This window comes from Ectopseudomonas khazarica (assembly GCF_004521985.1).
Lineage (GTDB): Bacteria > Pseudomonadota > Gammaproteobacteria > Pseudomonadales > Pseudomonadaceae > Aquipseudomonas > Aquipseudomonas khazarica.
Genome location: NZ_SBHZ01000003.1, coordinates 211,012 through 235,098, shown reverse-complemented (window position 1 = coordinate 235,098; position 24,087 = coordinate 211,012). Strand labels below are relative to the sequence as shown.

Here is a 24,087-nt window from a genome sequence, read left to right as displayed (position 1 = left end):
TCTATCGTTGAACTCTCACCATTGCCAAGGGCAGGTCTCAGCATGCAGAAGAAGACATGGGTTCCCCTGTTGTGCGCAGCATTCGCCGGCCTTGCCGACGCGGCCGTCGTGGCCAAGGCGGTTCCCTACGAGATCGACGGCGAAGCCTTCGAGGGCGTTCTGCTCTACGACGATTCGGTCACCACGCCACGTCCCGGCTTGCTGGCCATTCCCAACTGGATGGGTGTCAACGACGACACCGTGGCCAAGGCCGCCCGTGCGGCGGGCAGCCGCTACGTGGTGTTTCTCGCCGACATGTACGGCAAGGCGGTGCGCCCCAGCAATGCGGACGAGGCCAGGGCCGCCGCCACGAGCGTGCGCGCCGACCGCGCGCTGATGCGCAGGCGCGCCCAGGCGGCGGTCGAGGTGCTCAAGGCGCAGGGTGACGAGGTCGCCCTGGATACCCGCAGGCTGGGCGCCATCGGCTTCTGCTTCGGCGGCGGCGCGGTGCTTGAACTGGCTCGCTCGGGCGCACCGCTACAGGGTTTCGTTTCGTTCCACGGCAATCTGGACACCCCAAACCCGGCGGATGCTAAGAACATCCAGGCGCCGGTGCTGGTGCTGCACGGTGCGGATGATCCGGCGGTGCCTCAGGCACAGGTGGATGGCTTCGTCGCCGAGATGAAGGCCGCCGGGGTCGACTGGCAGCTGGTCAGCTACGGTGGCGCGGTGCATTCGTTCACCGACCCCAAGGCCAACGTGCCGGGGCGCAACCAGTACCACCCGGTGGTTGCCGCGCGGGCGTTCAAGGCGATGAACGACCTGTTCGACGAGGTCTTCGCCGAGCCGTGATCCGTCATGAGGGAGGCTGCGCCCGATGGGCGCAGCCTGGGTGGCGCTATTTCGCAGGCAATACGCTGATGTCGATGATGCCGTCAGGCAGGTTCGCGATATCTCCCAGCGTGGTCGGCTTGCCGCTGGCCAGGTCCAGCCGGTGCAGGGTCTTGCCTGTCAGCACGTAGGCGGTATTGCCGCCCTTGCCGTCGCTGGCGATGTCCAGTGCGGCCGTCTGCAAGCCATCCGCCAGTTTGCCCACCAGCTGCTGCACACCATCGTTTGGCGGGTTCTGCAGCATCAGGCTGCCGCTGGCCAGGTCGATGTTGTAGAGCGCGGTGCTCGGCGTACCGGCATAGGAGTTGGTGTAGGCGCCGGCAACCACCTGCGGCTGCTGCCCCGCGTAGGGGCCGTCCGCCCCGTAGGCCTGCTTGCCGTCGACCACCGCCTCGCCGGTGTCGACATTGACCCGCAGGTTGGTGCCGTCCGGGCTCATCAGGCGCAGGCGGTCGGCGACCGGATTGAAGTCGACCACGGCCTGACTGTTGCCGGGGAGTGCGGTCTTCAGCGTGCTGGCTGGCGTTGCCTTGCCGCTGCTGGCGTCCAGGGTGTAGAGCCGGTCGTTGCCACCCAGCGCGTAGAGCTGGCCGCTGGCCGGGCGCACGTCCAGGCCGCGCAGGTCGCTGGCACCGCTGACGTTCATGCTGGCTGCGACCCTGAGGTCGGCGACATTGATCTTGAACAGCTTGCCATCGGTGCCCAGGGCGATCAGTTCGGTGGCATGGCTTGCACCTGCACCCAGGGTCAGCAGGCTGGCGGTGCACAGGAGGGTGATGCGCTTCATGATGGTTCCTCTCAACGGTTCAGCATCGAGACGAAGCCGCGTGGTGGCTTCGCAGGTGCCTCGACGAAACACCTGATAGCAATACCCGCGAGGAACGCCGCTGGATGTCGGCAGGCAGAAAATATTTTGCAGAGGGTGAAATCGCCGGCCGCAGGGCCGGCGATCCATCAGTTGGCGCTGGCCAGCACGGCACGGCCGATGTATTGCACCGGTCCGCTCGGGCGGTTGTAGGGTGAGCCGCCTGCGGGTTCCAGGGTGAGCTCGAACAGTTGCCCGGCCTGTACCGCGCCTATCCGTTCGGCGGGCAGATGCAGTGGCTGGCCAGCCTCGACCAGCCCCAGCGATCTTGGGCCGTCAGCCGGGTCCTGCAGCGTCCAGAACTGCAACGTGCGGCCTTCGGGAATGCGATCGGCGACCAGCGGTTCGAGTTGCAGCGTGCCGTCGCCGCCGACCTGGATCACCCAGCCGGGCTGAGCCGCTTGCCCTGGCTGTTGCAGGACGACGGTATAGCGTTCACCTTCGACCTGCGGAGCCAGCAGCAGCGGCAGCAGGATGGCGACCAGCAGGGCCATGGCCAGAGCCGCAGTGGTGAGGCGCCAGGTCAGCAGGCTGTTCCACCAGTTGGCCGCGAGACCGCTGCGCGGCGTGTCTGTCGTCCCCAGGCTGTGCCTGATGCGCGTCCAGAGTGCCGGGGAGGGCTGCTGGGGCGGCAGCTGGTCGCTCAGTTCGAGGAAATGCCGCTCCCACTCCAGGGCCATGCGGGCGGCGTCCTGATCCTCTTCCAGCAGTTGGTGTATCTCGGCGGCGTCAGACGCGTCGAGCAGACCGAGCAGGTATTCGCCGATCAAGGCGCGGCGTTCTTCGGGATCATGCGGAATCATGCTTGCAAACACTCCTGCAGCGCGCGCAGGCCGGCGCGGATACGGCCTTTGATGGTGCCAAGAGGGGTGCTCAGGCGCTGGGCGATCTGTTCGTGCGTCAGGCCGCGATAGAAGGCCAGCAGAATAGGCTGACGGCGTGGCCGTTCCAGGCGCTGCAGGCAATGGCGCAGCAGGCGTCGCTCGGAGCGTTCCAGTGCCTGTGCTTCGGCCTGGGGGGCATCGTCCAGTACACGCTCGATGAAGCCGTCGTCCATCTCGACGTGGCGGGTGCCGCTGCGCAGCGCGTTCAGCACCCGGTAGCGCAGAATGCTGTGCACCCAGGCACGACCGCTGCCCAGCTCTCGCCGGTAGCGTGCGGCGTGCTGCCAGATGCGCACGAAGGCGTCGTGCAGGCAGTCTTCGGCGACGTCACGACGGCCGAGCATGCTGATGGCCAGCCCCAGCAGTTGCCCGGCTTCCTGGCGGTAGAGGGCCTGGAAGGCGCGCTCGTCTCGGCGGGCACAGGCTTCCAGGGTACTTTCATAGTCGAATTCGCGCGCAGCCATGGGGTGTCCGTCGGCCTGAGAAATCCTCATGCAGCTTATACCCGCCAGCACGACGACTGGATCATCGCCAGGCAATAAAAAATCTGTGCAAGGCCGCCTCAGGGGCGGCTGTAGGCCTCGTCGAGCGAGACCCAGCGCTCCAGCGGGCCCTTGCGCGAGAGGTAGCGGATCATCAGCCAGTCGCCTTGCTGGTCCAGCACCTCGCAGACGTCACCGGCGATCAGGTAGGCCTTGCTCCGGCTGCTGGCGTCCGGTCGCGCATGCAGATACAGGCGCGGGCTGGGGACGGTCCAGCTCACGGGCTGATCACCGTCGTCGAGGGCGCGGCTGGCGATGACCTTGCCGTACGGGTCGAGGGTCCTTTCGAATACGTGGAAGAACACCGGCGCGTCCGGGTCGTGGTGACGCATCTGCAGCGTCTTGTACAGCCAGGGCGTGCCGGAGGCATCGAACCGGTAGGCGTCGTAATACCAGCGCGGGCCGCTGCGGCATTGGCTGTACATGGCGCGTTCGGCCGGCTTGGCCTGCAGCTCCGACAGCTCGCCGCAGTTGGCGCGGTCCAGCAGGGCCTCGGGCATGTGCAGGCGTTCGAAACCCTGCCGGTCGGGGCGATAGAGGTAGAGGTGGTAGCTCGAGTTGACCATGCCCACGGGCACGCGTATGGCCAGGTCGGGATGACCGTCGAAGTCGTAGTCGTCGACCTCGAAGCCGGGCGCGGCGTCCACCTCGTTACCCTCGGGAATGCTCAGTTCGATACGGCTGCCGTCGGGCTGCTGCAGAACGTAGCCGTCGCCCTGTTGCAGTACCTGGGCCTGCAACCCGTTTTGCGGTTCGAAGCGAGGCAGCTCGGCCAGGGCACAGGCGGGCAGGAACAGCAGCCAGGCCAATGAGTGGAGTCGGGGCATGCGGCAATCCTTTGCGGGTCGGCAGGCAGCCGCTGCTGCCTGCCGGTGAATGGGTGTTTTCAGCGCGGCAGTTCGATGCGCGCGGTTTCGCCAGGTACCTGCGGCCAGTCGCCGGCCGCCCAGCGTTGGCGGGCCTGGTCGATCAGTTCCGCGCTGCTGGCGACGAAGTTCCAGTTCATCCGGCGTGGGCCGATGGGCTCGCCGCCGATCAGGGCCAGGTGGCATTCGCCACAGGCCCCGAGCAGTGGGGTTTCTCCGGCAGGGATGACGGCCATGGCACGGGTCGGCAGCGCTTCGCCATCCAGTTCGGCGTCGCCGTCGATCAGGTACAGGGCGCGCTCGCTGTACTCGGCCGGAATCACCAGGTTGGCGCCGGCGGCCAGGCGCAGCTCGGCGTAGAGGGTCGGCGAGCGAACCGCGACAGGGGATTCGAGGCAGAAGCCCTTGCCGGCGATCAGGGTGATGCGTACGCCAAGCGCGTCGCTGCATGGCAGGGAGGACGCAGGGTGGTGACTGTAGCTGGGTGCGCAGCGTTCCTCGGCCTCCGGCAATGCCAGCCACACCTGCAGCCCGTGCAGGCGCTTGTTCTGCCCGAGCTGCGCCTGCGGGGTGCGCTCCACGTGGGCGACCGCATCGCCGGCAGTCATCCAGCTGACGTCGCCGGGCTCGACCAACTGATCGGAGCCGAGACTGTCCTTGTGCTGCAGCTGGCCCTCGAACAGGTAGGTGAGGGTGGACAGGCCGATGTGCGGATGCTGGGCGATGTTCATGCCACTGCCAGCGGGATACGCCTGTTCCAGCATGTGATCGAAGAAGACGAATGGGCCGATGCTGCGAAAGCGTGCCGAGGGCAGGGGGCGCAGGATCGGCTGGCCGGAAATGTCCTCGGCACGTGGCCGGATCAGCTGCAGTTCGCTCATGCCAGTGCTCCCGCCAGACGGGTCTCGACCTGGATGTCGGTGCTGGTCATCAGCTTGTGGATCGGGCACTTGTCGGCGACGCGCAGCAGCTGCTGGCGCTGGGCATCGTCCAGCGGCCCCCTGAGCGCCAGCTCGACGACCAGGCGGTAGTTGCCTTCGCGCTCCTCGCTGTCGTCACGCTCGACGTTGACGTCGATGCCTTCCAGCGGCAGGCCACGCTGGCGCGCATAGAGCAGCAGGGTCATGGCCTTGCAGGTACCGAGCGAGGCGTCGAACAGGTCATGCGGGTCGGGGCCGGCACCTTCTCCGCCGAGTTCGGGCGCGACGTCCCCGAGGAGCTGGTGCGAGCCGATTTCGATCGCCTGTTGCAGGCCCTTGCGGTGATGGATGCGGATCATGGCTCTTCCTTAGGATGCGAGGCTGGATGGCAATGTCCGCCAGCCTAGCCCAGTGCAGCAGGATCACACCAGTGCCGACAGCCGCACATCGGCGCCCAGCACACGCAGCAGGCGACCCTGCGCATCGACGATGGGTACCGACACGGTGAAGCAGAAGTCGTCGGTCGCCGACGAGCGATAGACCTGAGTGATGTGGCTGCGCATCTGCTCGGCCACGGCACGGAACCAGGGCCGCTGGCTCCAGTCCCGGCCCCGGCAACTGGCCGCGCTGCCCTGTGCGATGTCGGCGGCGAAGACGTTCTCGGAGATCTGCACGCCGCGACTGTCGACCAGGTAGAAGAGTTCGAAGCGTGCATCGCGTGCCAGGGTTTCGCCGAGCAGGCGTTCGGCAGCCGCCACATCCCCGGACAGCGCCGCTTGCCTGGCCAGCTGTTCGACGCTGGCGCGTACCGCGCTGTGGATTTCCAGGCGGAAGTCACCCAGGCCGGCGAGCAGGCGGTCGCCATCCTCACGCACCGCCTTGCTGTGGTGCAGTACCTGACCGGCCTTGCCCAGCAGCTCACCCGCGACCTGGGCGATGTTCTGCACGTCGCCGTTGATCGAGCGCACCGCCTGGCCGATCTGCTCGGTGCCTGCGGCGATCTGGCCGACCTGGGCATCCAGCCGGTCCATGGCCTGGCGGGTGCTGCCCAGGCCGTCGCTGACGGCGAGGATACCGGCGCGACCGTCGGCCACCGCCTGGTTCATGTGCTGCCCGGCATCGCCGAGCTGCTGCATGCCTTCACGGAAGCGCTCGATGATGTCGCTGACCTGGCCGGTGGCGTCGGTGGTGTGGCCTGCCAGGCGTCGAACCTCTTCTGCGACCACGGCGAAGCCTCGGCCATGCTCACCGGCCCGCGCGGCCTCGATCGCGGCATTGAGTGCCAGCAGGTTGGTCTGCTGGGAAATGCTGGCGATCACGCCGATGACCTTGCTCACCTCGTCGAGCTGCCCGGCCAGGCGCTGGATGACCTGGGCCAGCTGCGCCTCGCTGGCATCGATCACCTCGACCTGGCGCAACACGGCCTGGCCGCTTTCCTGGCACTGGTGCAGGGTCGCGGACACCTCCGCCGACAGGCGTGCGACCTCGCCGGCACCCGGCACCAGTTCCGCGTCGAGGGTGGTGGTGACCTGTTCGCTGGCGCTGGCGATCAGCTCCGACGATTGCGCCAGGGTCTGGCCGCTCTGCTGGTTGGCTGCGGCGATGCGGGCCAGTTGCGGGGCATGCGCGGCGATGCCGACGGCGGCGCCCAGGCTGGCACGGATGCGCTGCTGGAGACCGGCGCTGAAATCGTTGAGGCGCGTCATCCACTGATAGTGCTCCGGCAACCGGATGGTGAGGTCGTGTTGTTGAAACAAGGCATCCAGTGCGGCCTCGTCCCTGGCTTTGCGGGCGGGCTTGCGCAGCAACTGCAGCATGATGGTTCCCCTCTGAGGTCTACCCAACGCACTGCAAGCCAGGTGCCATCATCCCGCACCGCCCGCATGGCCCTGACAGCGGGCGGTGCCGGGTGGCGGCGAGCGAATCTGGTGCGCCGGTCGTGCCGGCCGCTCCAGCGGGGTGCGGCGAACGGGCGAGGGGCCAGCGAACTTGCCCCACCTGCCGCGGGTCTATGGTGCTCGTACCGTCAGGAGGACTCGACGTGCTCATACGCCGAAAGATGTCATGGATAGTCGCGCTCAGTGCCGCGATTGCCTGCAGCGCCGAGGCGCGCGATTACCGTTACAGCGATGCTCACCTGCACTATGTCGACTTCTTCCAGGAAAGCGCCGGCATGGATGCCTTGCTGGAGAAGATGGCCGAGAACAATGTCGAGCATGTGATGTTTTCCGGTATTCCGGTGGCCAAGAAATGGGACGAGGACGAGCCCAAGCGTCCGCGCTACTACGCCGGTGACGACGCCAACGCCTATTGGTACAGCGCCACCGACGTGTTCATCGCCGCCGCCTACAAGCGCCTGCCGGCCGAGCAGCGCAAGCGCTTCCATCCCTTTCTCTCCGGCTTCAATCCCAACGACAAGAACGCGGATGCGCATATCCGCCGCATGCTCGAACTGGACCCGGGGTTGTGGCAGGGCATCGGCGAGGTGTTCACCCGGCATGACGACCTGACCGCACTGATTCACGGCAGTGCCCCGCGCGCCGACAACGAAGCCCTGGCCCGCGTGTTTCACCTGGCGGCGGAGTACGACCTGCCGGTGATGCTGCACTCCAACGTCACCTCCAAGCGCGAGCGGGAGCCGCTGTACCTGGAGGAGATCGAGGCACCGCTGCGCAATCATCCGCATGTGCGCTTCATCTGGGCGCATGCCGGCACCAGCGCGGAAATTCACCGTCACCAGCAGAAGCTGGACTTTCTCCTCGACACCCTGGAACGCATGCTCGGCCAGTACCCCAATCTGTACATCGACCTGTCCTGGACCATGCTGCGCCCGTATCTGCTGGATGCGGACGGCAAGCCGGACCCGGACTGGGTCCACCTGGTCAGCAGCTACCCTGAGCGTTTCATGATCGGCTCGGACGTGGTGGGGCGCTTCGACAGCCTGGGTGACTACATGACGGGCTTCGACCCCTTTCTCGACGCGCTTCCCGAGGACGTGGCGCACAAGGTCGCGCGCGACAATTTCCTCTCGGTGCTGCCGCGCAGGGTGCAGGCCGAGCTCGACCCCTGATCCGTTGTCATCAACCTGTCATTCGGGCGTCATAGGCTCGCGCTCATTTCAACGAGGAGCGCGTCATGCATCACACCCGAATGACTCTGATTGCCGGCCTGTTGGCCTGCTCCGGCCTGGTCCAGGCCGATGTGCGTGTGGAAGGTCCGGTCGAGTACGGCGTTTTCAGCAGCCAGTACAAGGATTTCCAGCCTGGAGAGCGAGTGCTGACGCGCAGCAATCAGGATATCGAGCGTACCGAGGAGATTCCCGCCAGGCTCGGCACCAAGTTCGGCATGCGCTACAGCCTGGCCGGCAAGCGCGAGGGTGATCTGCCGCTGACCCTGCTGTACCTGACGCCTGGCGTGGTCACCCCGGATGGTCAGCGTCACGACAAGTTCGAAGTGCAGCAGAAGCTGGTGGTCGGGGCGCCGCAGGACGTGATGGCGTTCGAGTTCACCGAACACCACGAGGTGGTGCCCGGCGAGTGGCATTTCATCGTCTATCAGGGCGATCGCAAGCTGGCCGAGCAGCGCTTCCAGGTCCGCTGATCAGAGCAGGATCAGCGCCCAGGTCAGGGCAATGATCAGCAGCGCCAGCAACTGCGCGGCGCTGCCCATGTCCTTGGCCTGCTTCGACAGTGGATGCAGGTTCAGCGAAATGCGGTCGACCACCGCTTCGATCGCCGAATTGAGCAGCTCCACCACCAGTGCCAGCAGCGGCGTCAGCATCAGCAGGACGCGTTCGGCGCGGCTGACATCCAGCAGGCAAGCCAGCGGCAGCAGCACCAGGTTCAGCCACACCAGCTGGCGGAACGCGGCTTCGCCCCGATAGGCCGCGCGCAGGCCGGCCAGCGAGTAACCGGTGGCGTTGAGGATCCGCGTCAGGCCGCTGCGGCCCTTGAACGACAGGGCGTCGAGGTCGGGGGCCTCACTCATGGCTGCAGCACTCCCCAGGGGTTGTTGAGCGCGTGCTGGTAAGCCTGCTGCAGGTACTGCACGTCGCCGTCAGGCATGTCGCCACGGTGGCGTTGCAGTTGGCCGAGGTCGTGCCGGGAAGCACTGGCGACGCGCCAGCGGCGGCGCCCCTTTTCCAGATCCAGCAGGGCGATATCGACATCGTCGGCGCCGCGTACCTTGACGAAGATGTGCTTGGCGTAGCAGCAACCATGCTGCCAGCCGCCCAGGTGCATGCGGGCCAGGGTCAGGGCCAGTTGGCGCAGCATCTCCCGGGTCAGCGCGGTGGGCATCTGCTGGGCATACCACTGCTCCAGGCTGATGAAACCCTGCAGGGCTTCGGTGACCAGCAGCGCCTGCCAGTCTCCGGCCTGACGGCGTGCCGCGCAGTAGACGATGTTGGGCGTGCGGATGCCGAGGCGGGCGAGGGCCCGGTAGGCCTGCAGCTCGCGCAGGATGGTCGGGCGCCCGAGGGGATGGCGCAGTGACCGATGGATGTGGCCGTTCTGGCGCTTGCAGTACAGCGGCGGCCGGACGTTGTCCCGGCTCTGCAGGAGCAGCACGCCACTTTCGCCACCACGGCGCTGATTGGCCGGCTCGACCCACTCGCCGGGGCTGTGCCACCAGCGATCGAATTCGGTGGCGGGCAGGGCGCCGATGGCCTTCTCGGTGAGGACGCCCATCTCAGGCCTCCTTGCGCAGCACGTAGGTGCGCCACATGGCATAGCCCGGCAGGAAGTCCAGGTGGCCGATGATCTCGAAGCCGGCCTGGCGGAATTCGCCTTCGATCACTGCGCGCGGCACGACGAAGCGATTCTGGTTCTGCGTGGCGCGGCCCTCGGCCGCCCGGCGTTCTTCCAGGCGGCGACGCTTCCAGGCCTTGTAGTTGCCATCGACCCAGAGCGAGACGATCACGCTGTCACGGCTGACCCGGTGAAACTCGCGCAGCACGGCGACGCGGTGCTCGGCGGACTCGATGTGGTGCAGCAGGCGGATGCAGAAGATGCAATCCACGGCGTTGGCGCCCAGGTCGATATCGAAGGCCGAGGTGCGGAAGCTGTTGATCCGGGCCACCACCTCGGGCGGCTGCGCGGCACGCGCGGTGGCGATCATGTCGGCGGAGTTGTCCGCCGCGAGGATCACCCGGTTGGGCTGCTCGCAGAGCATGGGCCAGAATCGCCCGGCGCCGCAGGGCAGGTCGAGTACCAGATTGGGTTCATCGGCCAGCTTCAGGGCATGGCGTGCCACCTGTACGTCGCGCCAGTGCGACAGGCGACGGGCCAGGCCGTCGCGATGCTTGTGCAGGTAGTGCTGGGCGTGGTCGAGATCGTACTTGCGGGAGAATTCCAGCTCGATGGGGCTTGGCTTGGGCATGACGAACGTCCGCTGATGGATACGTTCGTCACCCTAGGCGTCGCGGCATCAAGGCAATGTCAAAGAGATGTGAAAAAAACGTCAAGCCTCGCTGCTCAGGGCCACGCGGAAGCGCGTATCGCCCGGTTCGCTCTGCAGGCTGACGCTCCAGCCCTGCTTGGCGCAGATGCGCTTGACCAGCGACAGCCCCAGGCCGAGCCCTTCACCGCGCGCCTGGGCGCCACGGACGAACGGCTGGAAGATGCGCTCGTGCTGCTCGGCTGGAATACCCGCGCCACTGTCCTCGATGCGAAAGGCGCCGCGTTCCAGGATCAGGCGCACGCTACCGCGTTCGGTGTAGTGCAGGGCGTTGCGCAGCAGGTTGGCCATCACCGTGGCGAGGAAGGTGGTGTTGTAGCGACCGTCGTCCTGGCCTTCTTCGATCAGCTGGAAGTCCAGGCCTTTCTCCTTCATCAGTGCGCCCCAGCGACTGGCCTGCTCCTGGGCGATGGTGGCCAGCGGACGGGTGCCCATGAGCACCGCCTCGTTGGACTTGTCGCGCGCCAGTTCGAGGAAGGTCTGTACCAGCTCGCGCATCTCCTCGGTCGCCCGCGTGATGCGTGCCAGTTGCTCCTTCTCGCGCGGCGCCAGGGGCGCTTCGGCGAGCAGTTCGCACGAGGTGGCGATGACCATCAGCGGCGTGCGCAGTTCGTGACTGACGTCGCTGGTGAACAGGCGTTCGCGCTCCAGCGACTGGCGCACCTGGCCCAGCGTGCTGTCGAAGGCGGCGGCCAACTGACCGATCTCGTCATCCGGATAGTCCGGGGCGAGGGGCGGAGCCAGTGGATGCAGCTGGTCGCGATGGCGCACCTGCTGGGCCAGGCGGGTGACGGGAGCCATCACCTTGCGTGCGGTGATCAGGCCCAGGCCCCAGGCGGCGACCACGGTGAGCAGGAAACCCGCCAGCACGACGTTGAACAGGGCATTTTCGCGGGCTTCGAATTCCTCTTGTTCCTGCACCAGCATGTAGGTCTGGCCGTTGATCTCCTGCACGTAGACATAGAGCGCTTCGTTGCCGCTGACGACCTCGTTGAAGCCTTCCGCCAGGCCGTCGTACTCGGCCGGGATGGCGTAGTCGGGGTTGCTCGAGGAGAAAAAGCGGGTGCTCGAGTCGAGACGCGGCGGGCGCCCGTGGTGGATGTCCTCGTTCAGCGTTTCGCCCAGTTCGCGGCTCATCTCCTGTGAGACCAGGTGCTCCTCGATGAAGTGCACCACGGCGACGATGCTCAGCGAGAACAGGCCGCTGACCATCACGGTCATCAGCACGAAGGCGATCAGGATGCGCCGTTCGAAAGGCTGCTTAGCCAGCATGCTCGTTCTCCGCCAGGCGGTAACCCACGCCGTGGATGGTGTGCAGCAAGGGCGTCGGGAAGGGCTTGTCGAGCACCTGGCGCAACTGGTGGACGTGGCTGCGCAGGCTGTCGCTGTCGGGGCAGTCGTCGCCCCACAGGGCTTCCTCCAGCGCTTCGCGGCGCACCACGGCCGGGCTGCGCTGCATGAGGATGGCCAGCAGCTTCAGCCCCAGCGGGTTGAGCTTGAGCGGCTGGCCGGCGCGGCTGACGTGCAGGGTGTCGAGGTCGTAGAGCAGGTCGGCGATCTGCAGCTGGCGTTTGCGGGTGCCCTGACTGCGCCGCAGGATGGCCTCGATGCGGGCCACCAGTTCGGAGAGGGCGAACGGCTTGATCAGGTAGTCGTCGGCTCCGGCGTTGAGGCCCTGCAGGCGGTCGTCCAGCGCATCGCGGGCGGTGAGCATGAGGATCGGCACCTCGTTGCGGCCGTCTTCGCGCAGGCGCTTGCACACCTGATAGCCATCGATGCCCGGCAGCATGATGTCCAGCACGATCAGGTCGTAATGCCCGGTGCTGGCCAGGTGCAGGCCGCTGAGGCCGTCCTGGGCGCAGTCGACGCTGAAACCCTTGAGCTGCAGGTAGTCCAGCACGTTGGCGAGGATGTCGCGGTTGTCTTCGATGACCAGAATGCGCATCGGCGAATAGTCCCGGGTTTGACGAATTTTTCACACGGCTTTGACGAACGGCTCACGGCGCACTGAGCAGACTTCGGCTCGTTCATCCCACAAGGATCATACGATGCCTCGGCTCCATTACGCGCAACTTCGTTACCTGTCGATCATTCTGCTGGCCTGGCTGGCGGTCTTCTTCCTGACGCGCAGCGTGCTGCTGCTCAGCCACCTGGGCGACGCCAGCGTGTCCCTGACGGACCTGTTCGGGCTGTACGGCGTCGGCCTGGTCTATGACCTGAGCTTCCTGGTCTACGCCGTCATCCCCATGACGCTGTACCTGCTGCTGTGCCCGGCCTGGCTGTGGCGCCGGCGCTGGCACCAGCGCATGCTGGTCGGCGTGGTCGCGGTCAGCCTGTTCGTGATGTTCTTCACCGCCGTGGCGGAGTGGCTGTTCTGGGACGAGTTCGGGGTGCGCTTCAACTTCATCGCCGTCGACTACCTGGTGTACTCCAAGGAGGTGGTGAACAACATCCTCGAGTCCTATCCGATCTATCCGCTACTGTCGCTGCTGGCGGTCGTGGCCATCGGCCTGACCTTCGCCCTGCGTCGCACCCTGCACGCTGCGTTGCAGGCTCCGCGCCTGCCGTTCAGCCGGTCGCTCTATGGCGTGCTGATGCTGGCCCTGCTAATCGGTCTGTGCAGTGGCCTGGTCGGCCAGGACGCGCCGCGCGGCCTGGGCGGCAACACCTATCAGCGTGAGCTGGCGAGCAACGGCCCGTATCAGTTCTTCGCCGCTTTCCGCAACAACGAGCTGGACTACCGGCAGTTCTACGCCACCTTGCCGGACGGCGCGGTGGCGGGGCTGCTGCGCGAAGAAGTCAGCGAAGCCAATGCGCGCTTCATCGGTCGCGACCCGGAAGACATCCGCCGGGTCATCGACAACCCCGGCAAGGCCAAGCCGCTGAACGTGGTGCTGGTGACCATCGAAAGCCTCAGCGCCAAGTACCTGGGGAGCTTCGGCGACACTCGCGGGCTGACGCCGAACCTCGACGAGCTGCGCAAGCACAGCCTGGTGTTCACCAACCTGTATGCCACCGGCACTCGCACCGATCGCGGCCTGGAGGCGATCACCCTGTCGATTCCGCCGACCCCGGGGCGGTCGATCGTCAAGCGCATCGGCCGCGAGTCCGGTTACGCCAGCCTGGGCCAGCAACTGGGCGCCAAGGGCTACGACAGCGTGTTCGTCTATGGCGGGCGCGGCTACTTCGACAACATGAACGCCTTCTTCGGCGGCAACGGCTACCGCATCGTCGACCAGAGCAGCGTCGCCGACGCCGACATGAGCTTCCAGAACGCCTGGGGCATGGCTGACGAGGATCTCTATCGCCAGGCCATGAAGGTGGCCGATGCCGATCATGCCAGTGGCAAGCGTTTCTTCCTGCAACTGATGACCACCTCCAACCATCGTCCCTACACCTATCCCGATGGGCGTATCGATATCAAGTCGGGGGAGGGTCGCGAAGGCGCGGTGAAGTACACCGACTACGCCATCGGCCAGTTCCTGGCCGAGGCACGGAGCAAGCCCTGGTTCGACGACACCCTGTTCGTCTTCGTCGCCGACCACACGGCCGGCAGCGCCGGGCGCGAGGACCTGCCGGTGGCCAACTACCACATCCCACTGTTCGTCTATTCGCCCAAGCACGTCAAGCCGGCCGAGTACACCGACGTCGTCAGTCAGATCGACGTGGCGCCAACGCTGATGGGCCTGCTCAACCTCGACTATGTGTCCACCTTCTTCGGTCGCAATGTGCTGCGCGAGGACCACGCGCCGGGCCGCGCCCTGCTGGGCAACTACCAGCACCTGGGGCTGTTCGACGGGCATGACCTGGCCATTCTCAGCCCGCAGCAGGGCATGCGTCGCCACGAAGACGCCCTGGGGCTCAGCCACGAGGCGCGTGTCGACACCACCGACCCGTTGCTGCGCCGTGACATCGCCTACTACCAGGGGGCCAGCCATGCCTACCAGAAGCGCCTGATCGCCTGGCAGGCCGACAGCGGCGATGCGCAGCATGTCAGCCAGCGCTAGTGCCGCCGAGGAGACCTCAATGACTTCGCGTTATCTGGACTTTCGCCTGGCCCTGGGCATCCCCCTGGCCCTGATGGCGGCCTTGCTGCTGATCGACCCGGCCCCGCTGGACTTCGCCCTGGCCAACCTGTTCTACGAACCGGGGCAGGGCTTCATCGGGCGCCACAGCTTCTGGCTGGAGGACATTCTGCATGACCGCGCCAAGCAGGCCGTGATCGTCGTCGGTGTGCTGGCGATCGTCGGCTTCGTCCTCAGCCTGTTGCCGACGAGGCTGCGCGCATGGCGCCGGCCGCTGGGCTATCTGGTGCTGGCGCTGGGCCTGTCGACCTCGGTGGTGACACCGCTGAAGGCCCTGACCGGCATGCATTGCCCCTGGAGCCTCAGCGAGTTCGGCGGCCAGGAGCAGTTCACCCCGTTGCTCGCCGAGCGGGCCCCCACGGCCAAGCCCGGGCGCTGCTGGCCGGGCGGGCATGCCTCGGCAGGTTTTTCGCTGCTGGCGCTGTTCTTCGTCCTGCGTGATCGCCGCCCACGGGCCGCCCGCGTTGCCCTGGCCGTGGCGCTGGGCCTGGGTTCGCTGTTCTCGCTCGGACGCATGCTGCAAGGCGCGCACTTCCTCTCGCACAACGTCTGGACCTTGCTGATTGACTGGGTCATCTGCCTGGTCACCTACCGGCTCGTGCTCTACCGCGCGCCGGCCGTTCACTCCGCGGATGCTCGATTGGTGATGGGAGGGCAGCTTCAATGACAGGTTATCTGCAACTGGCTCGACTGAGTCTTGCCGCACTGGTGTTCCTCGGCGCTCTGCTGGCGCTGCCACTGAGCATGGCCTGGGGCGCCAGCAGCGCGCTGCCACTCGAGCCGGCTCACCCGGCGGGCTGGGCGCAATCTCTGGAACCGCACCTGAACCTGTACCGCATGGGGCCGGGGCTGTACCGCAGTGCCTTGCCGAAGACCACTGACTGGCCGGCCCTGCAACGGCTGGGCGTGACCACGGTGGTCAATTTCTACCAGCACAGCGACGCTGAATGGCTGCGCGATCCGCAGGTCACCCAGGTGCACTTGCCGATGCATACTGATCGTGTCGACGACAGTGATGTGATCGCCGCGCTGCGCAGCATTCGCGAGGGCGAAAGTCGTGGGGCCGTGCTGATCCACTGCAAGCACGGGCAGAACCGCACGGGGCTGATCGCCGCCATGTACCGGGTGATCTACCAGGGCTGGAGCAAGGAGCAGGCGCTGGCGGAGATGGCCGGCGCAGGCTTCGGTGGCGAGGACCGCATGGTCGATGCCGAACGCTATATCCGCGGGGCCGATGTCGGCGCGCTGCGCATCGCTCTCGAAAGCGGTGCCTGCAGCACCAGCCCCTGGGCACTCTGCGCGCTCAAGGCGAAGCTGACGTCGCTGGTCGAGGGCGTGTGAGGTGGGCGCATCGCGCCTGCTCGGCGGCATCCTGACGCTGGCGCTGCTGGGCGGCTGCGCCAGCCTGCGCGAGCAGTTGCTCGCGGCCGATTATCCGCCGACCTACGTGGACGGCTTCGAGGCCGGTTGCAGCTCCGGACGAGCGACGGGCGGCCCGCTGGGCGGGTTCGACAAAGCCCCGCTACGCTATCAGCGGGAGCCGCTGTATGCGCAGGGCTGGGATGACGGTTTTCGCCAGTGCGAGCAGGTGCAACATGCCGATGACTGGCGCTGGGCGCGGGATCAGCAGCGCAGTGACCGGGAGTGGCGTCACCAGGTCGAGCAGGCGATGGCCAGCGCGCTGCGCCGTTAGCGCAGGTTCGCTATCAAGCGCTGGCGCGGCGTGCCGATAGTTACGCAGGGAGTGGCTTCGGTTTCCCCAGGTCCCCCGCCGGATCACGCGGCGGAGGTCTCGATTTCCGTGCGTAAAAGGAGTTTCGCCACATGTCGCTGCGTAATCTGTCCATTGCACCTAGAGCAGCCCTGGGCTTCGGTCTGGTGGCGTTGCTGGTGATCCTGCTCGGGATGTTCTCCCTGTTACAGATGTCCGAAATGCGCAAGCAGTCCGCTGCGGTCGACAGCAACTGGCTGCCCAGTGTCATGGCGCTGGGGGAGCTGAGTCAGGACTCTCAGCGTCTGCGCGCACTCACCCTGCGCATGCTGGTCAGCCAGGATGCGGCGACGGTACAGGCCAGCCTGCGTACCGTCGAGGAGCTGCGGGCCAAGCTCGGCCAGGCCGAAGCCAACTACGAGAAGCTGATCTCCAGCGATGAGGAGCGCGCGCTCTACGACCGCTTCAAGCAGGCGAAGACGGGCTACCTGGGCGAGCAGGAAAAGATCACCGCATTCGTCCGCCAGGACGATTTCGAGCAGGCCAAGGGGGTCATGAGCGGTACGATCAATCAGCATGCCGATGACATCTCCCGGGCGCTGACGGCGCTCGCCGCGCTCAATCGCAGTGGCGCCGCCGATGCCGCCACGCAATCGATCGCGGTGTTCGAGTCGGCACGTGTCTGGGGCATCGTGATGATGCTGGTGGCGGCGCTGATCACCGTCGCGCTGGCCATGCTGCTGACTCGCAGCATCGTCGCGCCGCTGAGCGAGGCGGTGCAGGTGGCGGAAGTCGTGGCCTCGGGCGATCTGACCCAGAACATCGAGGCCGAGGGCAAGGATGAACCGGCGCGCCTGCTGCTGGCGCTGCGCAGCATGCAGCAGAGCCTGCGCAGCACCATCCAGGGCATCGCCGATTCCTCCAACCAGCTGGCCTCGGCCTCCGAGGAGCTGCATGCGGTGACCGAGGATGCGACCCGCGGCCTGCATCAGCAGAACACCGAAATCGAGCAGGCCGCTACCGCGGTGAACGAGATGACCGCCGCCGTGGAGGAGGTGGCGCGCAATGCGGTCAGCACCTCGGAGGCCTCGCGCGAGTCGAACGTCACCGCGCAGCAGGGGCGCGAACAGGTGCGCCAGACCGTCGACTCGATCAGCCAGCTCAGCGACGACGTCGGCAGCACGGCGGCCGAGGTGGAGCAGCTGGCCGAACGTGTACGCGAGATCAGCAAGGTCCTCGACGTGATCCGCTCCATTGCCGAGCAGACCAACCTGCTGGCGCTCAACGCCGCCATCGAAGCTGCTCGTGCCGGGGAAGCCGGGCGCGGTTTTGCCGTGGTCGCCGACGAGGTGAGGGCGCTGGCGCACCGCACCCAGCAGTCGACCCAGGAGATCGAGCAGATGATCGGTGGCATCCAGGACGGCAGCGAGCGCGCCGTCACCTCCATGCAGGGCAGCAACGGGCGTGCGCGCTCGACGCTGGAGGTCGCACAGGCTGCCGGGGTGGCGCTGGAACAGATCACCCAGGCGATCGCCTCGATCAACGAGCGCAACCTGGTCATCGCCAGCGCCTCCGAGGAGCAGGCGCAGGTGGCGCGCGAGGTCGACCGCAATCTGGTCAATATCCGCGATCTGTCGATGCAGACCTCGGCCGGCGCCGACCAGACCAGCGCGGCCAGCCAGGAACTGTCGCGCCTGGCGGTGGACCTCAACGGCCTGGTGGCGCGCTTCAAGGTCTGAGCGCAGCCGGCAAAAGAAAACGGCGCCCTGGGGCGCCGTTCTGCTTACAGCCGGGTGGCGATCACTTGCCGTTCCAGCGCTTGAGCACCAGGGTGGCGTTGGTGCCGCCGAAACCGAAGCTGTTGCTCATCACGGTGTCGACCTTGGCGTTTTCCTCGGTCTTGCAGAGGATCGGCAGGTCGGCGACTTCCGGGTCGAGCTCTTCGATGTTGGCCGAGCCGGCGATGAAGTTGTTCTCCATCATCAGCAGGCAGTAGATCGCTTCCTGTACGCCGGCGGCGCCCAGCGAGTGGCCGGAGAGGCTCTTGGTCGAGCTGATCTTCGGTGCCTTGTCGCCGAACACTTCACGTACGCCACGGATTTCCGCGACGTCACCGACCGGCGTCGAGGTGCCGTGGGTGTTGAGGTAGTCGATCGGCGTGTCGACGGTGGACAGTGCCTGCTGCATGCAGCGCACGGCGCCTTCACCGCTCGGGGCGACCATGTCGTAGCCATCGCTGGTGGCGCCGTAGCCGACGATTTCGGCGTAGATCTTCGCGCCACGGGCCAGAGCGTGCTCCAGCTCCTCGACCACGACCATGCCGCCACCGCCGGCGATGACGAAACCGTCACGCTTGGCGTCGTAGGCGCGCGAAGCCTTTTCCGGGGTCTCGTTGTACTGGGTGGAGAGGGCGCCCATGGCGTCGAACAGGCAGCTCTGGCTCCAGTGCTCCTCTTCACCGCCGCCGGCGAAGACCACGTCCTGCTTGCCCAGCTGGATCTGCTCCATGGCCTGGCCGATGCAGTGCGCGCTGGTGGCGCAGGCCGAGGAGATGGAGAAGTTCACACCCTTGATCTGGAACGGCGTGGCCAGGCAGGCGGAAACGGTGCTGCCCATGGTGCGGGTGACGCGGTATGGGCCGATGCGCTTGACGCCTTTCTCGCGCAGGGTGTCCAGGGCTTCCATCTGGTTGAAGGTGGAAGCACCGCCGGAGCCGGCGATCAGGCCGGTACGCGGGTTGGAAACCTGCTCGGGAGTCAGGCCGGAGTCCTTGATCGCCTGTTCCATGGACAGGTAGGCGAATGCGGCGGCATCCCCCATGAAGCGCATGATCTTGCGATCGATCAGCTCTTCCAGGTTCAGGTTGACCGAGCCGGAGACATGGCTGCGCAGGCCCATTTCGGCGTAGGCAGGGTTGAAACGGATACCCGATTTGCCCTCGCGCAGGCTGCTGGCCACGCTTGCTTTGTCACTGCCCAGGCAGGAAACGATGCCCAGACCGGTAATCACGACACGACGCATGTGCAAGTCCTTCAGAAACTGTCAGTGGAGGTGAACAGGCCGACACGCAGGCCTTCGGCACTGTAGATCTCGCGACCATCGACGCTGACGCTGCCGTCGGCGATGCCGAGGATCAGCGAGCGGCTGATGGTGCGCTTGATATGAATGTTGTAGGTGACCTTCTTGGCGGTCGGCAGTACCTGGCCGAAGAATTTCACTTCGCCACTGCCCAGGGCACGGCCGCGGCCGGGGTTGCCCTGCCAGCCGAGGTAGAAGCCGACCAGCTGCCACATGGCGTCGAGGCCCAGGCAACCGGGCATGACCGGGTCGCCCTCGAAGTGGCAGCCGAAGAACCACAGGTCCGGGTTGATATCGAGCTCAGCGACGATTTCGCCTTTACCGTACTTGCCGCCGGTTTCGCTGATGTGAGCGATGCGATCGATCATCAGCATGTTGGGGGCGGGCAGTTGCGCGTTCCCCGGGCCGAACAGTTCGCCGCGGCTGCAGGCGAGCAGGTCTTCCCGGGTGTAGGCGTTTTGTTTTGTCATGCGAGCTCCTCAATTGTCCCCACGCTTCTAAGGCTGGGCGAATCGTCCTGGCCGGCCACGCCCGGTGGGCATATGCCGGCAGCCTAGTCATAGACTGTTGCGTTGTGGTGAAAGTCACAGCGCAGTGAGTACAGTTGTACTCCGCTGGCCGCGCAATGTCACAGACCCTGCAATTTCTCCTTGTAACCCGTGTTCGTCATCAGGGCTACTGGCCTAAGGTCGCACCGGTAGCCAGCGTTGCAGAATGCGCTGCAGATCCGCACGTTTGAACGGCTTTGCCAGGTAATCGTTCATCCCGGCCGCCAGGCAGGCTTCGCGGTCACCCTGCAGGGCGTTGGCGGTCAGGGCGATGATCGGCACATCCTGGCCTTGTTGCAGCTGGCGGATCTGTCGGGTCGCTTCGTAGCCGTCCATGACGGGCAGGCGGCAGTCCATCAGGATCGCCGCATAGTCGTTCTGCGTGCAGCTCTGCACCGCCTGCTGGCCATCTCCGACCAGGCTGACCTGATAGCCGAGGCTGCGCAGCATGGCCTCGATCACCGTCTGGTTGACCGGGTTGTCCTCCACCAGCAGCACGGCCTGGCCATCGCCTGCGTCCTGGCCGAGGGGCAGGTTCTCATGGTCATGCGGCCGTTCGCTGTAGGTGCGAAATGGCAGCGGGATTTCCAGGGTGAACACCGAGCCGCTGCCCAGCTGGCTGTCTGCCCGCAGGGTGCCGCCCATGCGCTCGGCCAGGGTCCTGGCGATCGGCAGGCCGAGGCCGGTGCCGCCGTAGCGTCGGGAAATCGAGGTGTCGGCCTGCTGGAAGGCGTCGAACATGTGTTCCAGGCGTTCGCTGTCGATGCCGATGCCGCTGTCGTGGACGGCGCAGGTGAACCACAGCACCTGCTCATCCAGCGGCTGCCAGTGGGTCTCGACGCGGATGTGGCCTTCTTCGGTGAACTTCAGCGCGTTGCCGATGAGGTTGACCAGAATCTGCCGGATGCGTGTCGGGTCGCCGCGCACTTCCAGCTGCTCCAGGCCGGCCTGCTTCTCCAGCAGCAGCTGCAGGCCGCGCTGCTGGGCGCTGTGCTGGAACACCTGGATCGAGCTCTGCAGCAACTCCAGCAGGTTGAAGGGAATGGCTTCCAGCTCCAGTGCGCCACGCTCGATGCGGGAGAAGTCGAGGATGTCGTTGATCACCTTGAGCAGGTGCTCGGTCGATTCGGTGGCCAGCGCCGCGTACTCGGCCTGTTCGTCGCTGAGGCTGGTGGTCTCGAGCAGTTGCAGCATGCCCAGCACACCATTCATGGGGGTGCGCAGCTCGTGGCTCATCATCGCCAGGAAGTCCGACTTGGCGCGGTTGGCCTGTTCGGATTCCTCGCGTGCCTGGATCAGCTCGGCAATCGCCTGCTGCTGTTCCTGGCCGCTCTGTTCCAGCGCACAGGCGAGGTTGTTGATGTGCCGGGCCAGGTCGGTCAGTTCGTCGTTGCCGCGTTCGACCAGCGCCGGTCGGTAGTCGCCGCTCTGGATGCGCTCCAGCGCCTGACCCATGGCGCTTAGCGGCTGGGCCAGGCGTCTGGCCAGGCGCCTGGCGAGCAGGAAGGTCAGCAGCAGGGCGACCAGCGAGAGCACGCCGGCCTTGAGCAGGATTTCCTGTTGGCGGGCATTGAAGGTGTCGTTGGACATGCCGATCACCACGCGCCCCAGGTAACCGTTGCCAAGCACCTTGCCCAGCGGCAGCTGTTCGCGGGTCTGCGAGGCGTGCAGGCGAATCGCGGCCTGGAAGACTTCCACCTGCGGGGTGCTCTGCCCCTGTTCCTTGGCGCGTTCGACGTACACCAGGATGTTGTCGTCGCGATCACGGACTTCGGCGAAGCGCACGTCGGGCGTGCTCAGGGTGGCGCGCAGGAGGTTTTCCAGGATGCTCAGGTCGCCGTTGAGCACACCGTACTCGGTGGCTGGCGCCAGCTGGTTGGCGATCAGCTGGCCGGTGTGGCCCTGCTCCTGGCGCAGGTCCTGCAGGCGCGTGAACGTGAGAAAGCCCGTCAGCAACAGGGTCAGCAGCAGCGCCGGGCCAACGCTGATCAGTTGCGTGCGGGTATGAATGTTCCAGCCACGGCGTTGCCTCGAGGCCCTACCGTCCCTGGTTGGATGTGGCGCTGCCGCGTCTGAGCGTGGCGGGCAGGGCTCGGGCAAAGGCTTGCCTGTTGGCACGAATTGTCCTTGGCAACTGACGTCGATCCGGCATGTTAACGCAGCTGCCGGGCTTTACCAGTGGCAGGCGCGCGCACTCTGCGGTAATTCGCGTTTGTGCCATCTATCTGCCCGTCCGTGCTGAACTTTTGCCCTGGCCGGGTACTCTCGGCTCCGTATAATGAGCGCAGACCGCCATCACCCATGGCCTCATTCGGAAGACATATGACAGAGCTTCAACCCATTGCCGTCCTGGGTGGCGGCAGCTTCGGTACCGCCCTGGCCAATCTGCTGGCAGAGAACGGCCAGCGTGTCCTGCAGTGGATGCGTGACCCTGAACAGGCCGAGCAGATGCGCCAGAGTGGCGAGAACCCGCGCTACCTGAAGGGCGTGAAGCTGCACCCCGGGATCGAGCCGACCAGCGATCTGGCCGGCGTGCTGCAGCAGGCCGAGCTGGTGCTGGTGGCGTTGCCGTCGAGCGCATTGCGCGACGCCCTGCAGCCCGTGGCCGGGCAGTTGGCGAACAAGATGCTGATCAGCACCACTAAGGGCATCGAGGCCAAGAGCTTCAAGCTGATGAGCCAGATTCTCGAAGAGATCGCCCCGCAGGCGCGTATCGGCGTGCTGTCCGGCCCGAACCTGGCCAAGGAAGTCGCCGACCACGCACTGACCGCCACGGTGATCGCCAGCGAAGACGAAGCGCTGTGCCTGTGCGTGCAACAGGCGCTGCATGGCCGGACCTTCCGGGTCTACGCCAGCGCCGATCGCTTCGGTGTCGAACTGGGCGGTGCGCTGAAGAACGTCTACGCCATCATGTCCGGCATGGCCGCCGCGCTGGGCATGGGCGAGAACACCAAGAGCATGCTGATCACCCGTGCCCTGGCCGAGATGACCCGCTTTGCCGTCAAGCTCGGCGCCAACCCCATGACCTTCCTGGGGCTGGCAGGGGTCGGCGATCTCATCGTCACCTGCTCGTCACCGAAAAGCCGTAACTATCAGGTCGGCTTCGCCCTCGGCGAGGGCCTCAGCCTGCAGGAGGCGGTGGAGCGCCTGGGCGAGGTGGCCGAAGGGGTCAACACGCTCAAGGTCCTCAAGGCGCGTGCCGAAGAGCTCGACGTCTACATGCCGCTGGTCGCGGGCCTGCATGCCATCCTCTTCGAGGGGCGTACGCTGGCTCAGGTGATCGAACTGTTGATGGCCGGTGAACCCAAGACCGACGTCGACTTCATTCCCACCGCAGGTTTCTAGCAGCGCTAAGTCAATCAAGGAGAGTTGAAGCATGAGCGATGAAAAACAGGAGCTTGAGCGCGAGTCGATTCTGTTGCGCATTCTGTGGATGGTGATCTTCGTCATCGTCTGGCAACTGGCCGAGCTGCTGCTCGGCGCCGTGGTGCTGCTGCAACTCGGCTATCGCCTGTTCTACGGCGCACCGAACGCCAGCCTGCTGGGCTTTGGCGACAGCCTGAGCCAGTACCTGGCGCAGATCGGTCGCTTCGGCACCTTCAACAGCGACGAGAAGCCCTGGCCGTTCGCCGACTGGCCGACGCCGCGGGCGCCGGAAGGCGAGGCCGCACACAGCATTCCACCCGCTGCGCATCCGGTGCGCGACGAGGAGCCCAAGCTGTGAGGCTGTGGCTGTTGCGACATGGCGAGGCCGAGCCTCGGGCCGCGAGCGATGCCGCTCGCGAGCTGACCGCCCATGGCCGCAACGAGGTGCAGCAGGCGGCCGCCCAGCTCGCTGGCCGGCCACTGACAGCCATCGTCGCCAGCCCTTACGTGCGCGCTCAGCAGACGGCCGAGCTGGTGCGCGAGACGCTCGGCTTCGCTGGCAAGGTGAACACCGTGCCCTGGCTGACGCCCGACAGCGACCCGCGTGACGTGCTGAAGTACCTCGACGAGCGCGAGCGAGCCGAGGTGCTGCTGGTCAGTCACCAGCCCCTGATCGGCGCGCTGGGTGGCCTGCTGGTGCATGGGCACCGCCAGGATCCATTGCCGATGCGTACCGCGAGCCTGGCCGAGCTGGAAGGCGACATCCCGGCTGCGGGGCTGATGGAGCTGCTCGCGCTGATCCATCCGCACTGATCCGCCAGGGCTGCGGACTGACGCAAGCCCTGGCGAGATGTGTCCTGTCGAGAAACATTTCTTAACTTGCGCCTCCTGTGTC

At 66.1% G+C, this 24,087-nt stretch carries 26 protein-coding genes; 11 read left to right on the top strand and 15 right to left on the bottom strand.

The window, feature by feature from the left end:
- The first annotated feature begins 42 nt into the window (after positions 1–42).
- Positions 43–831: a dienelactone hydrolase family protein gene (locus EPK82_RS04845; RefSeq protein ID WP_134675928.1), complete on the top strand. Its 789-nt coding sequence runs from the start codon at positions 43–45 to the stop codon at positions 829–831.
- Between the two features lie 46 nt (positions 832–877).
- Here the strand turns inward: EPK82_RS04845 and EPK82_RS04840 are convergent, their stop codons facing one another.
- From EPK82_RS04840 to EPK82_RS04810, 7 genes are all read right to left on the bottom strand, one after another.
- The gene (locus EPK82_RS04840) at positions 878–1,657 is read right to left on the bottom strand and encodes a DUF4394 domain-containing protein (RefSeq protein ID WP_134675927.1); all 780 of its coding nucleotides are present in this window, start codon (positions 1,655–1,657) and stop codon (positions 878–880) included.
- A gap of 167 nt (positions 1,658–1,824) precedes the next feature.
- Complete coding sequence (locus EPK82_RS04835; protein WP_134675926.1) at positions 1,825–2,538, bottom strand: anti-sigma factor; 714 nt, start codon at positions 2,536–2,538, stop codon at positions 1,825–1,827.
- Positions 2,535–3,083 carry a sigma-70 family RNA polymerase sigma factor gene (locus tag EPK82_RS04830; protein WP_134675925.1) on the bottom strand — a complete coding sequence of 183 codons (549 nt, stop codon included), beginning with the start codon at positions 3,081–3,083 and terminating at the stop codon, positions 2,535–2,537. The genes EPK82_RS04835 and EPK82_RS04830 overlap by 4 nt, the downstream gene beginning before the upstream one ends.
- A gap of 98 nt (positions 3,084–3,181) precedes the next feature.
- Complete coding sequence (locus tag EPK82_RS04825) at positions 3,182–3,988, bottom strand: XAC2610-related protein (protein WP_134675924.1); 807 nt, start codon at positions 3,986–3,988, stop codon at positions 3,182–3,184.
- A 59-nt stretch (positions 3,989–4,047) separates the two neighbouring features.
- The gene (locus tag EPK82_RS04820; RefSeq protein WP_134675923.1) at positions 4,048–4,908 is read right to left on the bottom strand and encodes a pirin family protein; all 861 of its coding nucleotides are present in this window, start codon (positions 4,906–4,908) and stop codon (positions 4,048–4,050) included.
- Positions 4,905–5,306 (bottom strand): OsmC family protein, encoded by a 402-nt coding sequence (locus EPK82_RS04815; RefSeq protein WP_037051940.1) that lies wholly within the window; start codon positions 5,304–5,306, stop codon positions 4,905–4,907. Before EPK82_RS04815 ends, EPK82_RS04820 begins: the two co-directional genes overlap by 4 nt.
- A 63-nt stretch (positions 5,307–5,369) precedes the next feature.
- A complete protein-coding gene (locus tag EPK82_RS04810; protein ID WP_134675922.1) occupies positions 5,370–6,764 on the bottom strand; it encodes a methyl-accepting chemotaxis protein in 1,395 nt (464 codons plus the stop codon).
- A gap of 242 nt (positions 6,765–7,006) precedes the next feature.
- On the opposite strand from EPK82_RS04810, the gene EPK82_RS04805 reads away from it, so the two are divergent.
- Both EPK82_RS04805 and EPK82_RS04800 read left to right on the top strand, forming a co-directional pair.
- A complete protein-coding gene (locus EPK82_RS04805; RefSeq protein WP_047586474.1) occupies positions 7,007–8,017 on the top strand; it encodes an amidohydrolase family protein in 1,011 nt (336 codons plus the stop codon).
- Positions 8,018–8,082: 65 nt separating this feature from the next.
- Positions 8,083–8,547, top strand: coding sequence for a DUF3859 domain-containing protein (locus tag EPK82_RS04800; RefSeq protein ID WP_037051948.1), 465 nt, complete (start codon positions 8,083–8,085; stop codon positions 8,545–8,547).
- On the opposite strand, the gene EPK82_RS04795 is transcribed toward EPK82_RS04800, so the two are convergent.
- The 5 genes from EPK82_RS04795 to EPK82_RS04775 form a co-directional block, all read right to left on the bottom strand.
- Positions 8,548–8,934: a diacylglycerol kinase gene (locus EPK82_RS04795; RefSeq protein ID WP_037051950.1), complete on the bottom strand. Its 387-nt coding sequence runs from the start codon at positions 8,932–8,934 to the stop codon at positions 8,548–8,550.
- A complete protein-coding gene (locus EPK82_RS04790; RefSeq protein ID WP_134675921.1) occupies positions 8,931–9,635 on the bottom strand; it encodes a lipopolysaccharide kinase InaA family protein in 705 nt (234 codons plus the stop codon). The genes EPK82_RS04795 and EPK82_RS04790 overlap by 4 nt, the downstream gene beginning before the upstream one ends.
- Before the next feature lies 1 nt (position 9,636).
- Positions 9,637–10,326: a class I SAM-dependent methyltransferase gene (locus EPK82_RS04785; RefSeq protein WP_037051954.1), complete on the bottom strand. Its 690-nt coding sequence runs from the start codon at positions 10,324–10,326 to the stop codon at positions 9,637–9,639.
- 81 nt (positions 10,327–10,407) lie between these two features.
- Complete coding sequence (locus tag EPK82_RS04780; protein ID WP_134675920.1) at positions 10,408–11,676, bottom strand: sensor histidine kinase; 1,269 nt, start codon at positions 11,674–11,676, stop codon at positions 10,408–10,410.
- Entirely contained in the window at positions 11,666–12,349 is a 684-nt protein-coding gene (locus tag EPK82_RS04775; protein WP_037051958.1) for a response regulator transcription factor, read from the bottom strand. Before EPK82_RS04775 ends, EPK82_RS04780 begins: the two co-directional genes overlap by 11 nt.
- 103 nt (positions 12,350–12,452) lie before the next feature.
- On the opposite strand from EPK82_RS04775, the gene EPK82_RS04770 reads away from it, so the two are divergent.
- The 5 genes from EPK82_RS04770 (at position 12,453) to EPK82_RS04750 (ending at position 17,939) form a co-directional block, all read left to right on the top strand.
- Positions 12,453–14,411 (top strand): LTA synthase family protein, encoded by a 1,959-nt coding sequence (locus EPK82_RS04770; protein WP_134675919.1) that lies wholly within the window; start codon positions 12,453–12,455, stop codon positions 14,409–14,411.
- A gap of 19 nt (positions 14,412–14,430) precedes the next feature.
- Positions 14,431–15,156, top strand: a complete 726-nt coding sequence (locus EPK82_RS04765; protein WP_047586462.1) for a phosphatase PAP2 family protein — start codon at positions 14,431–14,433, stop codon at positions 15,154–15,156.
- Positions 15,153–15,830, top strand: a complete 678-nt coding sequence (locus tag EPK82_RS04760) for a phosphatase domain-containing protein (RefSeq protein ID WP_134675918.1) — start codon at positions 15,153–15,155, stop codon at positions 15,828–15,830. The genes EPK82_RS04765 and EPK82_RS04760 overlap by 4 nt, the downstream gene beginning before the upstream one ends.
- 1 nt (position 15,831) lies before the next feature.
- Positions 15,832–16,182: a hypothetical protein gene (locus EPK82_RS04755; protein ID WP_134675917.1), complete on the top strand. Its 351-nt coding sequence runs from the start codon at positions 15,832–15,834 to the stop codon at positions 16,180–16,182.
- A 131-nt stretch (positions 16,183–16,313) separates the two neighbouring features.
- Positions 16,314–17,939: a methyl-accepting chemotaxis protein gene (locus EPK82_RS04750; RefSeq protein WP_134675916.1), complete on the top strand. Its 1,626-nt coding sequence runs from the start codon at positions 16,314–16,316 to the stop codon at positions 17,937–17,939.
- Between the two features lie 61 nt (positions 17,940–18,000).
- Here EPK82_RS04750 and fabB read toward each other — a convergent pair whose 3' ends face one another.
- From fabB to EPK82_RS04735, 3 genes are all read right to left on the bottom strand, one after another.
- Positions 18,001–19,221 (bottom strand): beta-ketoacyl-ACP synthase I, encoded by a 1,221-nt coding sequence (gene fabB / locus EPK82_RS04745; protein ID WP_037051981.1) that lies wholly within the window; start codon positions 19,219–19,221, stop codon positions 18,001–18,003.
- Positions 19,222–19,232: 11 nt separating this feature from the next.
- On the bottom strand, positions 19,233–19,748 hold the full coding sequence (gene fabA / locus EPK82_RS04740; protein WP_037051983.1) for a 3-hydroxyacyl-[acyl-carrier-protein] dehydratase FabA: 516 nt from the start codon (positions 19,746–19,748) through the stop codon (positions 19,233–19,235).
- Between the two features lie 213 nt (positions 19,749–19,961).
- Positions 19,962–21,944, bottom strand: coding sequence for a response regulator (locus EPK82_RS04735; RefSeq protein WP_037051985.1), 1,983 nt, complete (start codon positions 21,942–21,944; stop codon positions 19,962–19,964).
- A 204-nt stretch (positions 21,945–22,148) separates the two neighbouring features.
- Between EPK82_RS04735 and EPK82_RS04730 the strand changes: the two genes are divergently transcribed.
- From EPK82_RS04730 to sixA, 3 genes are read left to right on the top strand one after another with little or no spacing between them, the layout of a single operon-like run.
- Positions 22,149–23,171 carry an NAD(P)H-dependent glycerol-3-phosphate dehydrogenase gene (locus EPK82_RS04730; protein ID WP_134675915.1) on the top strand — a complete coding sequence of 341 codons (1,023 nt, stop codon included), beginning with the start codon at positions 22,149–22,151 and terminating at the stop codon, positions 23,169–23,171.
- Positions 23,172–23,202: 31 nt separating this feature from the next.
- Positions 23,203–23,550: a DUF4389 domain-containing protein gene (locus EPK82_RS04725; RefSeq protein ID WP_037051991.1), complete on the top strand. Its 348-nt coding sequence runs from the start codon at positions 23,203–23,205 to the stop codon at positions 23,548–23,550.
- The gene (gene sixA, locus EPK82_RS04720; RefSeq protein WP_037051994.1) at positions 23,547–24,005 is read left to right on the top strand and encodes a phosphohistidine phosphatase SixA; all 459 of its coding nucleotides are present in this window, start codon (positions 23,547–23,549) and stop codon (positions 24,003–24,005) included. The genes EPK82_RS04725 and sixA overlap by 4 nt, the downstream gene beginning before the upstream one ends.
- Positions 24,006–24,087 lie beyond the last annotated feature (82 nt).

What these genes read in the sequence shown, in the direction of transcription:
- EPK82_RS04845 (WP_134675928.1), top strand. Translation starts at nt 43, where the DNA reads ATGCAGAAGAAGACATGGGTTCCCCTGTTGTGCGCAGCATTCGCCGGC.
- EPK82_RS04840 (WP_134675927.1), bottom strand. Translation starts at nt 1,657, where the DNA reads ATGAAGCGCATCACCCTCCTGTGCACCGCCAGCCTGCTGACCCTGGGT.
- EPK82_RS04835 (WP_134675926.1), bottom strand. Translation starts at nt 2,538, where the DNA reads ATGATTCCGCATGATCCCGAAGAACGCCGCGCCTTGATCGGCGAATAC.
- EPK82_RS04830 (WP_134675925.1), bottom strand. Translation starts at nt 3,083, where the DNA reads ATGGCTGCGCGCGAATTCGACTATGAAAGTACCCTGGAAGCCTGTGCC.
- EPK82_RS04825 (WP_134675924.1), bottom strand. Translation starts at nt 3,988, where the DNA reads ATGCCCCGACTCCACTCATTGGCCTGGCTGCTGTTCCTGCCCGCCTGT.
- EPK82_RS04820 (WP_134675923.1), bottom strand. Translation starts at nt 4,908, where the DNA reads ATGAGCGAACTGCAGCTGATCCGGCCACGTGCCGAGGACATTTCCGGC.
- EPK82_RS04815 (WP_037051940.1), bottom strand. Translation starts at nt 5,306, where the DNA reads ATGATCCGCATCCATCACCGCAAGGGCCTGCAACAGGCGATCGAAATC.
- EPK82_RS04810 (WP_134675922.1), bottom strand. Translation starts at nt 6,764, where the DNA reads ATGCTGCAGTTGCTGCGCAAGCCCGCCCGCAAAGCCAGGGACGAGGCC.
- EPK82_RS04805 (WP_047586474.1), top strand. Translation starts at nt 7,007, where the DNA reads ATGTCATGGATAGTCGCGCTCAGTGCCGCGATTGCCTGCAGCGCCGAG.
- EPK82_RS04800 (WP_037051948.1), top strand. Translation starts at nt 8,083, where the DNA reads ATGCATCACACCCGAATGACTCTGATTGCCGGCCTGTTGGCCTGCTCC.
- EPK82_RS04795 (WP_037051950.1), bottom strand. Translation starts at nt 8,934, where the DNA reads ATGAGTGAGGCCCCCGACCTCGACGCCCTGTCGTTCAAGGGCCGCAGC.
- EPK82_RS04790 (WP_134675921.1), bottom strand. Translation starts at nt 9,635, where the DNA reads ATGGGCGTCCTCACCGAGAAGGCCATCGGCGCCCTGCCCGCCACCGAA.
- EPK82_RS04785 (WP_037051954.1), bottom strand. Translation starts at nt 10,326, where the DNA reads ATGCCCAAGCCAAGCCCCATCGAGCTGGAATTCTCCCGCAAGTACGAT.
- EPK82_RS04780 (WP_134675920.1), bottom strand. Translation starts at nt 11,676, where the DNA reads ATGCTGGCTAAGCAGCCTTTCGAACGGCGCATCCTGATCGCCTTCGTG.
- EPK82_RS04775 (WP_037051958.1), bottom strand. Translation starts at nt 12,349, where the DNA reads ATGCGCATTCTGGTCATCGAAGACAACCGCGACATCCTCGCCAACGTG.
- EPK82_RS04770 (WP_134675919.1), top strand. Translation starts at nt 12,453, where the DNA reads ATGCCTCGGCTCCATTACGCGCAACTTCGTTACCTGTCGATCATTCTG.
- EPK82_RS04765 (WP_047586462.1), top strand. Translation starts at nt 14,431, where the DNA reads ATGACTTCGCGTTATCTGGACTTTCGCCTGGCCCTGGGCATCCCCCTG.
- EPK82_RS04760 (WP_134675918.1), top strand. Translation starts at nt 15,153, where the DNA reads ATGACAGGTTATCTGCAACTGGCTCGACTGAGTCTTGCCGCACTGGTG.
- EPK82_RS04750 (WP_134675916.1), top strand. Translation starts at nt 16,314, where the DNA reads ATGTCGCTGCGTAATCTGTCCATTGCACCTAGAGCAGCCCTGGGCTTC.
- fabB (WP_037051981.1), bottom strand. Translation starts at nt 19,221, where the DNA reads ATGCGTCGTGTCGTGATTACCGGTCTGGGCATCGTTTCCTGCCTGGGC.
- fabA (WP_037051983.1), bottom strand. Translation starts at nt 19,748, where the DNA reads ATGACAAAACAAAACGCCTACACCCGGGAAGACCTGCTCGCCTGCAGC.
- EPK82_RS04730 (WP_134675915.1), top strand. Translation starts at nt 22,149, where the DNA reads ATGACAGAGCTTCAACCCATTGCCGTCCTGGGTGGCGGCAGCTTCGGT.
- EPK82_RS04725 (WP_037051991.1), top strand. Translation starts at nt 23,203, where the DNA reads ATGAGCGATGAAAAACAGGAGCTTGAGCGCGAGTCGATTCTGTTGCGC.